The following is a 13754-nucleotide window of genomic DNA, read 5'->3' as shown; positions in this document are numbered from 1 at the left end:
GCCACCCCCCGGGGTGGCTATTCTGCTTTAACACCACCCCACGCGCGACCGCATGCCCCACCACGGCCACCCACGGGTGGCCTTTCTCGTTAACCCGACACGCATCCTCCAACGCACACTGCAACGCATCCAGCCGGCCAAGTCCAGGACCAGGACGAGATTCTGCGGGTCGGTGGAATGTCCACTCCTCAGCTCAGACAATGGCATAACTCGACAGCCCGGTACCCCGCCAACCAGACACACGGCACGAGGAACGGGGGATGGCGCATGCGCGGGACAGGGGCTGGCCTCAGGCCCCCGATGGGCGGTGCGGCACCCGGCAGTCGGCTAGCGGTTGGGGAAGCCGTGCGGGAGGCCCGTGAGGACCGGCGCGAGGCGCGCGAGGCGCTCACGTTCAAGGAGTAGCGCGGTGTACTCGCGTTCGCGGCGCACCGCAGCGACTGCGACGAGAAAGAATTCCGCCGGGGCATCGGGCAGAGGCGAAACGTACGGTGTGACCTCGGCGGCGAGCGATTCCGCCAACCGTTGCCGGGTCTGAGGCGTCAGGTGAGACGACTGGCGAAGGTATTGCGCGACGCGACGCGCGAGTCGGTCCGGCAGACGGGCGATATCGACGGTCTGTGACCAAGGCCGTAGCGCCTCGGGAAGCGGGCGCGGGATCTCACGATTACGCGGCACACGCTCGTGCTGGCTGTAGGTACCGGCGAGAAGATCGCCTAGGCGTTTGGAGCGGCCGTTGAGCAGAGCGGTAATCGCGGCCAGCCCTCCAAGGGTCATGATGATCTCGAGCAGGCCAGTCAGGGCGCGGATGAATGCGTGGCGCAGGGAGATGGCTCCACCGTCGTCCCGCACGATGCGGGCACCGACGGCGAGCTTGCCCAAGGACCGTCCGTGGGCGAGTGTCTCGACCAGCACGGGCACGATCAGCAGGGCGAAAACCAGAGCGACGATCGAAAAGGCCTGGGTGAGCGCAGGATCGGCAGAATCCGCCACACTCAAAAAGTAGGCCAGAAGCAGCAGCAGGTACAAGGCCACGTAGGCGAGCGTGTCAATGATCGATCCGGCGGCGCGCAGGATGATGCTGGCCGGCCGCACATCGAGCGCGACCGCCTCGCCGGTAACGAGTTCATCGTCACGGTTCGAATCGGTGTCGCGGCTGTCGGCACGATCGATGGGACGCGCGGTCTCCTTCATGTCTACTATTGAACCAGATGGATCTAGACGCATATACGGCGGCGCATCGCGCCGACTGGGACCGCCTGACCGAGCTCGGGGCTCGGCGGCGGTTGAGTGGTGCCCAGTCCGATGAACTCATCGAGCGCTACCAGGCCGGGGCCACCCAGCTGTCCGCTATGAAATCAACTGCCGGGTCGACTCTCGAGGGTGATCGTTTATCGGTCGGGTTGTCTCGAGCTCGGCTGCGGTTCACCGGGGTGAGCGCCAACGTGCTGGCGCAGATTCCTCGGTTCTTCGTCGCCCAGCTACCCGCCGCCCTGTACCGGCTGCGCTGGCTCACCCTCGCCGTTGCGGTGGTGACCGCCGTTGTCGCCGGCCTGTACGCGGTCTGGGCCTACAACGACCCGAGGGTGCTGGCCAACATCGGAACGGATGCGCAGCTGGCGCAGTTGGCCAACGAGGACTTCGTCGGCTACTACTCCACCAACCCCGCAGCATCCTTCGCGGGCGCGGTCTGGACCAACAACGCCTTTATCGCTGCCCAATGCATCGCCTTCGGCATCGTCGGCGTCTACGTTCCGTACATCATTCTGCAAAACGCCATGGGGATCGGCACGACCGCCGCGGTTATGTTCGCCTACGACAAGGGCGATGTGTTCTTTCTCTACATCGCGCCGCACGGGATGCTCGAACTCACCGCGGTTTTCGTTGCTGCGGCCGGTGGGCTGCTCATCTTCTGGGCCTGGATTGCACCGGGTGCGCGCACGCGAGGGCAGGCCCTCGCCGAGGACGGCCGGGCGCTGTTCACCGTGGCCATCGGCCTCGTCTTCGTACTGCTGGTGTCGGGCATCATCGAGGGTTTTGTCACCCCACAGCCGTGGCCGTGGCCGGTGAAGATCGGCATCGGTGCCGTCGCCCTCGGCGCCTTCCTCACCTACATGATCGTGCTCGGTGGCCGTGCCACCCGCGCCGGCGAAACCGGCGACCTGAGCGAGTTCGAGGCCGGCAGCACACGGATTTACGGCGCCTAAAGCGGCGCCACAAGCGCCACCAGCAGCACCAGCAGCACAAGCGGCGCACCCGGCCTCGCCCCGGCAATCTTCCGAGGCAAATATCCCGAATCAGAGCCGGCCGGCGGCCTTCAACGCGATGTACCGGTCAGCCAGGGCCGGTGGAAGCTGCGCGGGCGAGGCAGTGAGAACATCCGCTCCCAGCTGGCGGATGGCGGCCGATACGCGTGCCACATCGAGCAGGGCCCGTTCCGCGGCTGCCGCGCGGTAGATCTCGTCGCGTCCGCTGCGGGCGGTCGCTGCCTCGACCGTAGCCGGGTCGAGCACGGAAGCCACGACCACGGTGTGACGTTTGGTGAGCTGGGACAGCACCGATAACAGCCCCGTCGACGCTCCCGCAGCATCGATCGAGGTGAGCACCACGATCAGGGCGTGTTGGCTCGTGATGGAGCGCACCTGGCCGGGAACCGCCGCCCAGTCCATCTCGATGAGTTCCGGTTCGATCATGGCCATGGAATCGACCATCTGGGAGAGCAATGCCGCTCCGCTGGCGCCCTGCACCCGGCCGCGTACCCGTCGATCGAACGCGAGAAAATCCACTCGGTCGCCGGCGACTGAGGCGAGGGCGGCCAGCAGCAAGGCGGCCTCGAAGGCGGTATCCAGGCGTGGCTCATTGTTCACGCGGGCGGCCGAGGTGCGCCCGGTATCCAGCAGGATGACCACGCGCCGATCCCGTTCCGGCCGCCAGGTGCGCACCATCACGTCGTTGCGCCTGGCCGTTGCCCGCCAGTCGATCGAGCGCACATCGTCACCGCGCACATACTCGCGCAGGGAATCGAACTCGGTACCCTGCCCGCGCACCATCACGCTCGTGCGCCCATCGAGCTCCTTGAGCCGCGAGATTCTGGAGGGCAGGTGCTTGCGGGAATGAAACGGCGGCAATACCCGGATGCGCCCCGGCGCGTTGAGCGTCGCCTGACGGCTCCACAGGCCCAACGGTCCGCTCGACCGCACGGTCACCTGTTCCACCCGACGTTCCCCGCGCCGAAGGGGAACGAGCACCAGGGCAATGCGACGTCGTTCCCCGGGACCGAGTACGACCCGGCTGCGATTGCGTCCGGCACCGGCCGAGGGCTGCCAGGCATCCCGCACCGTGGCCAGCAGACGACGGCGACCGGTATTGGTCAGGTACAGCTCGCTCGTGACCGTTTCGCCGAGCCGCACCCGCGCTGGCAGCATCCGCTGCACTGTCACGGCACGCGGCGAGGCCGCCAGGGCGAGGTCGAGGCTGCCGAGTGCGAGCACGAGCAGCAGCCATGCCCCGAGCACACCGGTAGCCGCTTCGGCCGTTGGCCCGAACACCACGATGGGCACGATGCCAAGAGCAACGAGAAAAACGAACCGTCCACTGAGCGTCATTGTTAGATCGGAACCTGAACCTGCTGCATAACGCCACGCAGAATGGCATCCACCGAGACACCCTCCAATTCGGCCTCGGGGCGTAACTGCACGCGGTGCCGCCAGACCGGCAACACCATCGCCTGCACGTGGTCGGGGGTGATCGAGTCGTACCCGCTCAGCCAGGCCCACGCTTTGGTGGCGGCCAGCAGAGCGGTCGTGCCGCGGGGACTGACGCCGAGCTTGACCGAGGGGCTGGTGCGCGTGGCGCGGGCCAGATCGACGATGTAGGCGAGCACATCCGCGCTGGATCCCACGCGCGCTACCGCCGCCTGGGCCGCCGCGAGTTCGGCCGCACCGAGCACCGCGTGCACGCCGGCGCCGGCCAGGTCGCGCGGATTGAACCCGGCGGCGTGGCGACGCAGCACCTCGATCTCGTCGACGCGCTGCGGCACGTCGAGCACGAGCTTGAGCAGAAACCGGTCAAGCTGCGCCTCGGGCAGTGTGTAGGTACCCTCGTATTCGATCGGGTTCATGGTCGCGGCCACGATGAACGGTTCCGGCAGTTTCAACGTCTCGCCGTCAACGCTGACCTGCCGCTCCTCCATCGCCTCGAGCAGCGCGGACTGCGTTTTCGGCGGCGTGCGGTTGATCTCATCGGCGAGCATGATGTTGGTGAACACCGGACCCTGCCGAAACTCAAACTCGCCCGCACGGGCGTCGTAGATGAGCGAGCCCGTCACGTCTCCCGGCATCAGGTCCGGCGTGAACTGAATACGCTTGGTGTCGAGACTCAACGCCTGGCTGAGCGTGCGCACGAGCAGGGTTTTGGCGACACCGGGCACGCCCTCAAGCAGCACGTGGCCGCGAGCGAGCAGCGCGATGATCAGCCCGGTGACCGCGCCGTCCTGCCCAACGACAGCCTTGCCTACCTCGGTGCGCACCCGGTTGAGCGCGGCGCGCAGGGCGGCGGAATCCTCCAGCCCCAACGGCTCGGAAGCGGAAAATGCCATCGACGACAGCGCGACGGCGGGCGAGTCAGTGGGCGGGGTGGGCGTTGCGGGAGTCGTCATGGGTCCATTCTTTCGGCTGGAGGAGAATCAAAGTCGGGTGAAGCGGATGCCGGCGCTTCCGGGTGCGGTGCCGTCGCGGTGCCCGCAGCCCGGCTGGTCGCGCGTTCGAGAGCTTGCAGAGAATCGGACAGCGCCACCAGCTGCGCATCCGATGCGGGGACCGCGTCGACCACAACCCGCCGCACCTCACTCGGGGCGCTGCCGGTGATCGCGGCGACCGAGCCGATGACCTCGTCGAGGTGAGCCAGTCGGCCAAGGCCGACGGTGCGGGCGAGGCGTTGCACAGAACCCACGCGCAGCGCGTCGAGGGCCCGCAGCCGCGCGTTGCCGCGCGCATACAGCCGCGCGCGCCCTTCCATGGTCTCGCTCGCCTTCACGGTGACCGGCAGGTTCTCGGACACGAGCGGGCCGAAGCGGCGGCCGCGCCAGACGGCGGCGGCGAGCGTCGTGAGTACGAGCAGCAGCAGCACGGGAGTCACCCAGCCCGGCGTCAAGTCGGCCAGGGAGGGCGGTCCGGTGCGGGGGAGGTCGGCGAGGGTGGGCAGATACCACACCAGTGAGTCGCTGGGCCCGAGAAGCCCGAGGGCGAGCGCCGCATTGCCGTAGCCGCTCACGTTTTCGTTGTTGAAGACTCGTGCATCCGGCACCAGTGTGACGATGCCGCCGGTCGTGTCATTCTCCACCTGAACCAGGGAGAATTTGTCGGTGCCGCTGGCAAAGCAACCCGTGACGAGCGGATGCGCGTTCTTCTGCGGAATCGAGAGGGTGTCCCCGCCCGGCACTATCTGCTCGGCGCGGTTGACGGCCGGTACGGAGCAGTCGGCGCTGAGCGACTCCGCTTCGGAGACGCCGCCGAAGCCCACGGTTGGGGCCAGGGCCTGCAGGGCTAGAAAACTGGGCGCAACGACCACGGTGTGCGCGGCCAGGTCGGCCAGCTCGGTCAGCTGGTCGGCATCGAGGTAGTCGTTCGCGTCGTAGAGGAGCACGGTCGAATTATCGCCCGCAGCGGCGCGCACCTCGGTCAGCGAATCGGCCAGCGTCACCGTGACACCCTGCTCGCGGAGCACCTCGACGAGCGCCATCGATCCGGCCGGGGAAGGGCTGTCCCCGGCCAGGGCGCGGCCCGTCGCCTGGGCACCGCCGGAAATCAGCATGCTGACAATCGCGATGGCCACGATTGCGATGGAGGTGATGATCCAGAACGAGGAGCGATGCAGCCAGGCGCGCAGGGTCGGCGTCGCCACCGTTGTCACGGCAGAGCCAGAACGGCCGGACTCAGCGCGGCCGGACTCAGGGCGACCGGACTCAGCGCTGCCGGGGGCAGCGGCATCCGCTGCTATATGGAGTCTCGTCGCGGTCATGACCGGCCTGCGTCGGTCAGCGGGGCGAGGGCGACGGGCGCGGCCGTGCGCAGCTCGGCCTCCAGCGCGGCGAGGGCCCGGAAGTCGGACTCGAGAGCGGTCTGCTCGAGGTAGCGCACCCGGTCGAAGGTGTCCGCCGCGCTCGACAGCGCCGGGCCCATCGCGGGAAAAGCCAGGCGGGCCCGAGCCGCGAAGTCGTGCGCGGTCGTGCCGGGCGTGACGGAGAGCACCGTGCGTTCGGCGAGGCCGCGGGCCAGGGCACGAAAGATTTCCTCGCAGGCCAGACTCCAGTCGCCGCGGCTGGCCGCAGCGCTGGCCGCGGTGCGCATCTCGGCGCTGCTGCGCTGGTCGATCGTGCCGAACAGGTCGCTGTCGGCCCGGCGTCGCCGCGCGAGTTTGGGAGCGCCGAACAGCAGCCAGCCCGCCACGAGGGCGGCGAGCACCAGAACGACCGCGACCACCGGGAGCCAGTTGCGCAGGCCACCGTCGCCGCCGATGCTCAACGAGTTGATCCAGTCGAAGAATCCCTGCGATGCGCGGTCGAACCAGGTCGGCCTGGCCGCTTCGTAGGGTGCCTTGGCGAGTTCCTCGCGCAACCACTTTCGGGCCGTCGGTGCATCGGGATCCACCGGCACCTCACCCGGCGCGCGCAACGGGACGCGGTCGACCACGGGGCCGATCAACATTCCGATCTGCGCCAGGCCCTGGGGGGTCATGCCGCGGAATGTCCAGCGCCGGGCGTGGTCGGAATCAGATACGGGTCGGGTACGTTGCCGCCCTGCGCGACCGATTCAACGTACCGGGCCAGTTCCAGGTCCAGGCCTTCCTTGCGCATCCGCAGGTCGAGGTAGACCAGCGCGATCGCCGCCGACTGCACCACCGCTGCCACCGCTGCCACCGGAATCGCAATGATCACGCTGAGAATCAGGCTGATGATCGTCGATTCCTCGGCGAAGGCGCCGTTCGGGTCAACGAGCACGGTGCCGAGGCCTGACAAGAGCGAGACCGGGGTCGAAACGATCTGGCCGATCACCTGCACGATCAAACCGACCAGGAGGAGCAGGCCCAGGGTGCGCCAGAAATAGCCGCGGGTCAACGACCATGACCGCACAACGGATGCCCGCACGCCCAGTCGTTCCAGCACGATCAAGCTCGGCACCGTACAGGTTTTGGCATAGAGGTACGCGCTCGCGGCCAGGAGGAGCAGACCGCCGAACAGACCGACCAGAACCGCGGCGACGATGCCGGCGACACCGCCAACACCCACCAACAGTACGACGAGACCGGCAACGACGGCCGTGCCGACGAACAACGCGACGGACAGCAGCAGGGTCCACAGGGTCAGCGGCCACAAGCGGGTCGCCGCCCGGCGCCACAGCGCGCCCAGTCGCAGTTTCTCGCCGAGGGTCGCTCGGGCGACCTCGAGCACGATGACCGCCTGCAGCAACGCAGATCCGACCAGGGACAGCCCGAAGGGAACGATCAGCGACAGCACACCGACCAGGACCGATCCGGCGGTGACGGCATCACGCTGGGCGAGCGGCGCGCTATCGATGCGGTCAATGGCCCAGAACGTGACCAGCCCGACAACGACCACCGTGACGAGCATGATGGCCGCCTGCACGATGAGCCCGCTGCCGAAGGTAGCTTTCGGATTGCGACGCAAGACCTGAAATGAGGCCCCGAGCAACGTGCCGAATCCGATCGGCCGCAGCGGAATCAATCCCGGTTTGGGGGGAGGAGCCCATCCCTGCCCCAGATCGGTGCTTTGGTACGGCGAGGCGGGCGTTGTGTAATCTCCGAACCGCGGCGGAACAGGGGCGTCGGGGGCTTGCCAGGGGTCGGTCACTGTTCCATGCTGGCACAGGTCACTCAAGAATTGCGCCGGCGAGCACTCAGATAGCGTTCTCGGCTACTCTTGTGCAAGACTTTGCCCTACTCATCGGGGAATTTGCCCCGTGCACCAGCAGAACACACAACGACATTGTTCTGGAGAGAGACCCATGACCGCACGCATTTTGGTTATCGATGACGATACCGCCCTGTCCGAGATGATCGGCATCGTTTTGCAGGGCGAGGGCTTCACCCCCGGGTATTGCGCCGACGGGTCGCTTGCCCTCGAATCGTTCCGCACCGGAAAACCCGATCTAGTGCTGCTCGATCTCATGCTGCCCGGCCTCGATGGTATCGAGGTATGTCGGCTGATCCGCGCCGAGTCCGGCATTCCGATCATCATGCTCACCGCCCGGTCCGACACGACCGACGTGGTGAAGGGGCTGGAGTCCGGCGCCGACGACTACATGGTCAAGCCGTTCAACCCGAAGGAACTGGTCGCGCGCATCCGCACCCGTTTACGCCCGCCCGCGGCAGACGGGGCCCTCGCGCTGCACATCGGCGATCTCGTTGTGAATGCCGTCGGTCACGAAGTGACCCGCGGAACGACGGCGATCAACCTCACCCCGCTCGAGTTCGACCTGCTGCTGGCGCTCGCTTCGAAACCCCAACAGGTTTTCACGCGCGAGATGCTGCTGGAACAGGTCTGGGGTTACCACTACAAGGCCGACACCCGGCTCGTTAACGTGCACGTGCAGCGGCTACGCGCCAAGGTGGAGCACGATCCGGACAACCCTAAAATTGTCATGACGGTACGCGGCGTCGGCTATCGTGCCGGCACGGTGAGCTAGAGAGCGCGGATCGGCATGATCGCCAGGCCTCGTCGGCAGAAACGGTTCAGGCCGCCGTGCCGGCGCTGACCTACCGGAGCAGGCCGCGCAACTGGCCCCGGCTGGTGCGTTCCTCGTGGCGCTCCTCCCTGCAATTTCGCACGGTGACCGTTTCCGTCGCCCTGTCCGGGCTGGCCATCCTCATCGTCGGCGTGTACATGTCGGTCAGCATCGGCAATGACCTGTTTCAATCCCGGCTCAGTCAGGTGTTGCTCGAATCTGACCGTGCGACCAGTGCGGCGCAGAGCCTGTTCGACTCCTCCGACGCCACCGACCGGGTGCAGGTGCAAAATCTGCTTAGCTCCGCACGCACCTCGATCTCCGCAACGTCGTCGAGTCGGCTGGTTGCCGTGCTGCGGGTACCCGGTCAGGATCCGTCGACCGTTGCGCCGTTGGACTCGTCAACGTTCGGGGCGTCCAGCGGCGTGATCGGCTCCGATCTCCGCGCCGAGGTCCAGGCCAATAACGGTGACCAGTTCTGGCAGTCGGTTACCCTGTTCGGCGACGATGCCACGACCGTTCCCGGCATCGTGGTGGGATCCCAGATCACCGTTCCGGTGGCTGGCCGATATGAGCTGTACATCGCGTACAGCCTGCAGGACGCCGAGGCGACGCTGCTCTTCGTGCAGCAGACGCTCGGGGTGGCCGGCCTGGCCCTCGTGCTGCTGATCGCAGCGGTGTCGTGGATCGTCGTACGTTTCGTTGTGACGCCGTTGCGGGTGGCGGCCGAGACGAGCCAGAAACTGGCCTCCGGTGACCTCGCCGTGCGTATCCCGGAGAAGGGCGAAGACGTTATCGCCACTCTCGCCCGCTCGTTCAACGGCATGGCCGACAGCTTGCAAAGCCAGATTCGCGAACTCGCCGACCTGTCCGAGGTGCAACAGCGTTTCGTGTCGGATGTCTCGCACGAGCTGCGTACGCCGCTCACCACCATCCGCTTGGCCGGCGATGTGCTCTACGACCAGCGGGCGAATTTTCCGCCAGCCACCGGCCGCACGGCGGAGCTGTTGCACACCCAGGTTGAACGTTTCGAGTTGCTGCTGAGCGACCTGCTCGAAATCAGCCGGTACGACGCCGGGTCGGTTGAGCTGGAGAGCGAACCGACGAACCTGGTCTATCTGGCCGAAGACGCCATCGACAGCCTGCGATCCCTCGCCGAGACCAAGGGCAGCGACCTGCGCCTGGTAGCGCCGGGCGGCTATCTGAACGCCGACGTCGACCCGCGCCGGATCCGCCGGGTGCTGCACAACCTGATCGGCAACGCCATCGAGCACGGCGAGGGAAAACCCGTCGTGGTGTCGGTTGACAGCGACGCGAATGCGGTGGCGATCTCGGTGCGCGACTACGGGCTCGGTATGAGCCAGGCCGAAGTGGCGCACGTCTTCGACCGATTTTGGCGAGCGGATCCGTCACGTCAGCGCACCATCGGCGGCACCGGGCTCGGCCTGGCCATCGCCCGCGAAGACGCGAGCGTGCACAAGGGCTGGCTGCAGGTCTGGTCGAGCCCCGGCCAGGGGTCGTGTTTTCGACTCACTCTTCCGGTCACGGCGCGGGTTCAGCTCGAATCTTCGCCCCTTCCGCTGCCCCCCGATGACGCCACGGCCGCACTGGGTGAGGCCGGGCATGTGCCGGGACAGGGCGGAGGCCCCCATGACTAGTTCAGCGTGGCGCGGCTCCCTGCGCACGATCCCGGCACTACTCGTGGCGATCAGCCTGGCCATCGGTCTCGGCGGTTGCAGCGGCATTCCGCGCGACGGCACCGTGCACGCCGGCAATGAGATCGTGCCCGACGACAATCCGGCGCCGGTCTTTCTGCCGGCATTGCCGCAGAAGGATGCATCGACCGATTCCATTTTGCGGGGGTTCATGGATGCCTCCTCGAGCCCGGAGAACAATTACGACATCGCGCGCCAATTTCTGACCCCTGCGTTTCGCGCCACGTGGGATCCCACCGCGGGTGTCACCGTTGATAACGGCTCCGGGCGTACCCTGACCACCATTGACGAGGGCGCGACCCTCGTGGCCGTCACGCCGGTCGCCGAAGTGGACCAGACCGGGGAATATCGAGAGGTCGACGCGAGCCCGGTGCCGTTGCGGTACGAATTTCAGCTGATCGGCGGCCAGTGGCGCATCAGCGCGGCTCCGGACGGCACCGTGATCGACGAGAACACCTTCAACGACGTGTTCAGTGCCCAGCCGGTCTACTTCTACGACCCCGGATTTCGATACCTGGTGCCGGATTTGCGCTGGTTTCCGCGGGGGGCATCCGCTCCCACCAAACTCGTCAACGCCGTTCTCAACGGACCGAGCTCGTGGCTGGCCGGCGCGCTGGTCAGCGCCTTCCCGGAGGGCTCCAAACTCACCGCCGACGCGGTGCAGGTGGTCGGGCGTGAGGCCATGGTCGACCTCAACAGCGAGGCACTGAACGCCGACCGGCAGACCCTGCAACGCATGAAGGCCCAGCTGGCTGCCAGCCTGCCGTCCGGGCTCTCGGTGGAGATCACCATCGACCAAAACTCCGTGGTCATCGATGATCTGGCCTCGCGGGCGCCGATCATCGATCCAAGGGTGGATGCCAGGGCGCTCCTGCTGCGCGGCGGCGAATTCGGCTTTCTTGCCGCGACCGGGCAGGGCATCACCCCGATCGACGGCCTGTCTGACGCCATCGCCCAGCTGGCCCCCACAGCGGTCACGCTCGCGTCGGGTCAGGGCTCGGCGGCCGTGCTCGCCGGTGCCGGCGTCTACGTCGTGCGGGTAGACGAGCAACCGGTGCTCCTCGATTCCCGTGCGGGGCTGCTGGCACCGTCGATCGACAATGATCGCTTCGTCTGGTCGGTACCGGCCAATGACCCCAGCGCTCTGGTGGTCTACAGCCCCGAGGGGGAAGCGACCGTGCTGCCAACGCCCTGGCCGGAGGCCACCTCGATCTCGGCCGTGAAAATTTCGCGAGACGGAGCCCGGCTGATCGCGCTGCTCGGAACCGGTTCGGAAACCCGGTTCGTCGTCGCGTCCGTCATTCGCACGGACGGGACCCCGACCGGTATCGGCGCCCCCGTGCTGTTGGCGTCGGGCGGTAAGGTGGGGCTCGACGCCACCTGGATCGATGAATTGACCGTTGCCTCGCTGAGCACCCTGCCCAGCGGGGAAACAGTCATCGTCGCCCAGCAGGTCGGGGGCGTGAGCTCAACGGTGGACCCTCCCGTGGACAGCCGGTTCCTCGTCGGCAGCAATACGGTGCGCGACCTGCGCATCGTTACCGGCACCGGCACTCTCTCGGTGCAGCGCGGGGCAGGCTGGCAGGCCCGCATCGATGACGTGGCCCTGCTCGCCACCCAACAGGGACTCATCGGCTAGCGCACCGCACCCGGGTCCGTCTCCTCCCCAGCCTGTCAAGGGCCCGGTCGTGCACGGTTGTCAGCCGCACCGAGCGCGCGGGGGCGGTGCCGGGCACGCTGGCGCCATGAATCGGTGGGTGCGGGATCGGCTGGCCGGTGCGGCTCGTGACGCCTGGTCGGTCCTGCTGCCGACCGAGTGCAGCGGTTGCGGCGCCGTCGACCGCGCATTGTGTGCGGCCTGCCGGGTGGCTCTCCGGCCGGCCGTGCACTCGGTCACCCGCGATGACGCCGTGATCTGGTCGGCCCTCACCTACGAGGGCGTGGCCCGTCACGTGATCAGCGCTTACAAAGACGGTGGGCGAACGGATGCCGCCGCCGCGCTCGCCGCGCCGCTGCGAGCGGCCGTCGTGGCCGCGCTCGCTGCTCACCCTGATGATGTCGACTGCAGCACCCGACGGGGAATCCAACTCGTGACCATTCCCTCGTCATCCCAAGCCTGGCGCGAACGTGGGTACCACCCGGTCGATGCACTGCTGCACCGGGCCGGCCTGCATCCGGTTGCGGCGCTCACGCAGCGTCGCGAGGCCCTCGACCAGGTCGGTCTGGGGCGGGCGGAACGCGTCGCCAATAAGAGCAACAGCCTGATCGCCCGGCGCCCCCTTGCCGGCACCCGGGTGCTCCTGGTCGACGACATCGTGACCACCGGGGCGACCCTGCTCGAGGCGCGGCGCGCCGTGTTCGCTGCAGGCGGTACCGTGATCGCTCTGGCCACACTGGCGGAAACACGCCGCCGGCTGCCCCGGTAGCGGTGTTCTGGGCAAACTGATCGATAAATACTGTGACTTATCTCACTCCCACGGCTACGGTGGAGTCAAAGGCGCGCAATGATCGCCCAGTCTTCGGGCGGTCCGCCAAAATGGAGGTCGTCATGGAAACTAACATCGTCGGACGCAACCTTGGAATCACTGATCGCTTCCGCGATTATGCGACGGAGAAGGCCGAGAAGATCGCCCTTCTCGCCGAGAAGGCCCTCGCGCTCGAGATCAAGGTCAGCCGCCACCACGAGAAGAACGGTGCTGCCGTCGGCAACGATCGGGTCGAGCTCACCCTGATCGGCAAGGGGCCGCTGGTACGGGCCGAAGCAGACGGTTCCGACAAGTACGCCGCTTTTGACGTGGCACTCGGTCGCCTTCTCGAGCGTGTTCGCCGCGCCAAGGACCGCAAGAAAGTGCACCGCGGCGGCGCCCACCGTCCCACCTCGCTGCACGAGGCGTCCGCGGTCGGGTTCAGCGTTATCGACATCACACCGGCGAACCCCGAAACGCTCGAACGGGTGCGCACCGGCGCGATTCCGATCGTGCCGGAAGATGCCGCAGTCGCCGATGCCGAAGACGAGTACTGCCCCGTCGTCATCCGTCGCAAGGTGTTCGCGGCAGCCCCCATGTCCGTTGACGATGCCCTCTACTTCATGGAGCTCGTCGGCCACGACTTCTACCTGTTCCAGGACGTGGAAACCAAGCGACCGAGCGTGGTCTACCGCCGCAAGGGCTGGGACTACGGAGTCATCGAACTCGACAGTTCAGCTGCTGAGTTGCAGGAGGCTGTGCCCGTTGCCAGCGGGCGTGCCAACTGACCAACTAGCATTGCCTTAGCCGCCGACCAGGTCGGTGCTCTGGCA

At 67.1% G+C, this 13754-nt stretch carries 12 protein-coding genes; 6 read left to right on the top strand and 6 right to left on the bottom strand.

The features are described 5' to 3' along the window. Positions 1-327: 327 nt before the first annotated feature. Entirely contained in the window at positions 328-1194 is an 867-nt protein-coding gene (locus QMK22_RS11210) for an RDD family protein (RefSeq protein ID WP_283497726.1), read from the bottom strand. A 17-nt stretch (positions 1195-1211) separates the two neighbouring features. On the opposite strand from QMK22_RS11210, the gene QMK22_RS11205 reads away from it, so the two are divergent. Continuing rightward, positions 1212-2207, top strand: coding sequence for a stage II sporulation protein M (locus QMK22_RS11205; protein WP_283497725.1), 996 nt, complete (start codon positions 1212-1214; stop codon positions 2205-2207). A gap of 90 nt (positions 2208-2297) precedes the next feature. Here QMK22_RS11205 and QMK22_RS11200 read toward each other — a convergent pair whose 3' ends face one another. The 5 genes from QMK22_RS11200 to QMK22_RS11180 are packed head-to-tail and all read right to left on the bottom strand — an operon-like array spanning position 2298 to position 7867. Next, on the bottom strand, positions 2298-3605 hold the full coding sequence (locus tag QMK22_RS11200; RefSeq protein WP_283497724.1) for a DUF58 domain-containing protein: 1308 nt from the start codon (positions 3603-3605) through the stop codon (positions 2298-2300). Positions 3606-3607: 2 nt separating this feature from the next. Further along, positions 3608-4597, bottom strand: coding sequence for an AAA family ATPase (locus QMK22_RS11195; protein ID WP_283497731.1), 990 nt, complete (start codon positions 4595-4597; stop codon positions 3608-3610). A 56-nt stretch (positions 4598-4653) separates the two neighbouring features. Further along, on the bottom strand, positions 4654-6018 hold the full coding sequence (locus QMK22_RS11190) for a DUF4350 domain-containing protein (protein ID WP_283497723.1): 1365 nt from the start codon (positions 6016-6018) through the stop codon (positions 4654-4656). After that, complete coding sequence (locus QMK22_RS11185) at positions 6015-6734, bottom strand: DUF4129 domain-containing protein (protein WP_283497722.1); 720 nt, start codon at positions 6732-6734, stop codon at positions 6015-6017. Before QMK22_RS11185 ends, QMK22_RS11190 begins: the two co-directional genes overlap by 4 nt. After that, on the bottom strand, positions 6731-7867 hold the full coding sequence (locus QMK22_RS11180; protein ID WP_283497721.1) for a hypothetical protein: 1137 nt from the start codon (positions 7865-7867) through the stop codon (positions 6731-6733). Before QMK22_RS11180 ends, QMK22_RS11185 begins: the two co-directional genes overlap by 4 nt. 154 nt (positions 7868-8021) lie before the next feature. Between QMK22_RS11180 and mtrA the strand changes: the two genes are divergently transcribed. The 5 genes from mtrA (at position 8022) to hpf (ending at position 13709) form a co-directional block, all read left to right on the top strand. Next, entirely contained in the window at positions 8022-8702 is a 681-nt protein-coding gene (mtrA, locus tag QMK22_RS11175) for an MtrAB system response regulator MtrA (protein WP_283497720.1), read from the top strand. A 65-nt stretch (positions 8703-8767) separates the two neighbouring features. Beyond that, positions 8768-10399 (top strand): MtrAB system histidine kinase MtrB, encoded by a 1632-nt coding sequence (mtrB, locus tag QMK22_RS11170; RefSeq protein ID WP_502857534.1) that lies wholly within the window; start codon positions 8768-8770, stop codon positions 10397-10399. Next, complete coding sequence (locus QMK22_RS11165; RefSeq protein WP_283497718.1) at positions 10392-12095, top strand: LpqB family beta-propeller domain-containing protein; 1704 nt, start codon at positions 10392-10394, stop codon at positions 12093-12095. The genes mtrB and QMK22_RS11165 overlap by 8 nt, the downstream gene beginning before the upstream one ends. Positions 12096-12201: 106 nt before the next feature. Then, the gene (locus tag QMK22_RS11160; RefSeq protein ID WP_283497717.1) at positions 12202-12882 is read left to right on the top strand and encodes a ComF family protein; all 681 of its coding nucleotides are present in this window, start codon (positions 12202-12204) and stop codon (positions 12880-12882) included. A gap of 122 nt (positions 12883-13004) precedes the next feature. Next, a complete protein-coding gene (gene hpf, locus QMK22_RS11155; protein WP_283497716.1) occupies positions 13005-13709 on the top strand; it encodes a ribosome hibernation-promoting factor, HPF/YfiA family in 705 nt (234 codons plus the stop codon). Positions 13710-13754: the final 45 nt, after the last annotated feature.

It is taken from the genome of Cryobacterium sp. PH29-G1, from assembly GCF_030063365.1.
In the GTDB taxonomy this organism is placed as follows: domain Bacteria; phylum Actinomycetota; class Actinomycetes; order Actinomycetales; family Microbacteriaceae; genus Cryobacterium.
Note: the sequence above shows the minus strand (reverse complement) of the source record. Positions and strands in the feature narration are given on the sequence as shown.

What these genes read in the sequence shown, in the direction of transcription:
- QMK22_RS11190 (WP_283497723.1), bottom strand. Translation starts at nt 6,018, where the DNA reads ATGACCGCGACGAGACTCCATATAGCAGCGGATGCCGCTGCCCCCGGC.
- QMK22_RS11195 (WP_283497731.1), bottom strand. Translation starts at nt 4,597, where the DNA reads ATGGCATTTTCCGCTTCCGAGCCGTTGGGGCTGGAGGATTCCGCCGCC.
- QMK22_RS11210 (WP_283497726.1), bottom strand. Translation starts at nt 1,194, where the DNA reads ATGAAGGAGACCGCGCGTCCCATCGATCGTGCCGACAGCCGCGACACC.
- QMK22_RS11200 (WP_283497724.1), bottom strand. Translation starts at nt 3,605, where the DNA reads ATGACGCTCAGTGGACGGTTCGTTTTTCTCGTTGCTCTTGGCATCGTG.
- QMK22_RS11185 (WP_283497722.1), bottom strand. Translation starts at nt 6,734, where the DNA reads ATGACCCCCCAGGGCCTGGCGCAGATCGGAATGTTGATCGGCCCCGTG.
- hpf (WP_283497716.1), top strand. Translation starts at nt 13,005, where the DNA reads ATGGAAACTAACATCGTCGGACGCAACCTTGGAATCACTGATCGCTTC.
- QMK22_RS11205 (WP_283497725.1), top strand. Translation starts at nt 1,212, where the DNA reads ATGGATCTAGACGCATATACGGCGGCGCATCGCGCCGACTGGGACCGC.
- QMK22_RS11165 (WP_283497718.1), top strand. Translation starts at nt 10,392, where the DNA reads ATGACTAGTTCAGCGTGGCGCGGCTCCCTGCGCACGATCCCGGCACTA.
- QMK22_RS11160 (WP_283497717.1), top strand. Translation starts at nt 12,202, where the DNA reads ATGAATCGGTGGGTGCGGGATCGGCTGGCCGGTGCGGCTCGTGACGCC.
- mtrA (WP_283497720.1), top strand. Translation starts at nt 8,022, where the DNA reads ATGACCGCACGCATTTTGGTTATCGATGACGATACCGCCCTGTCCGAG.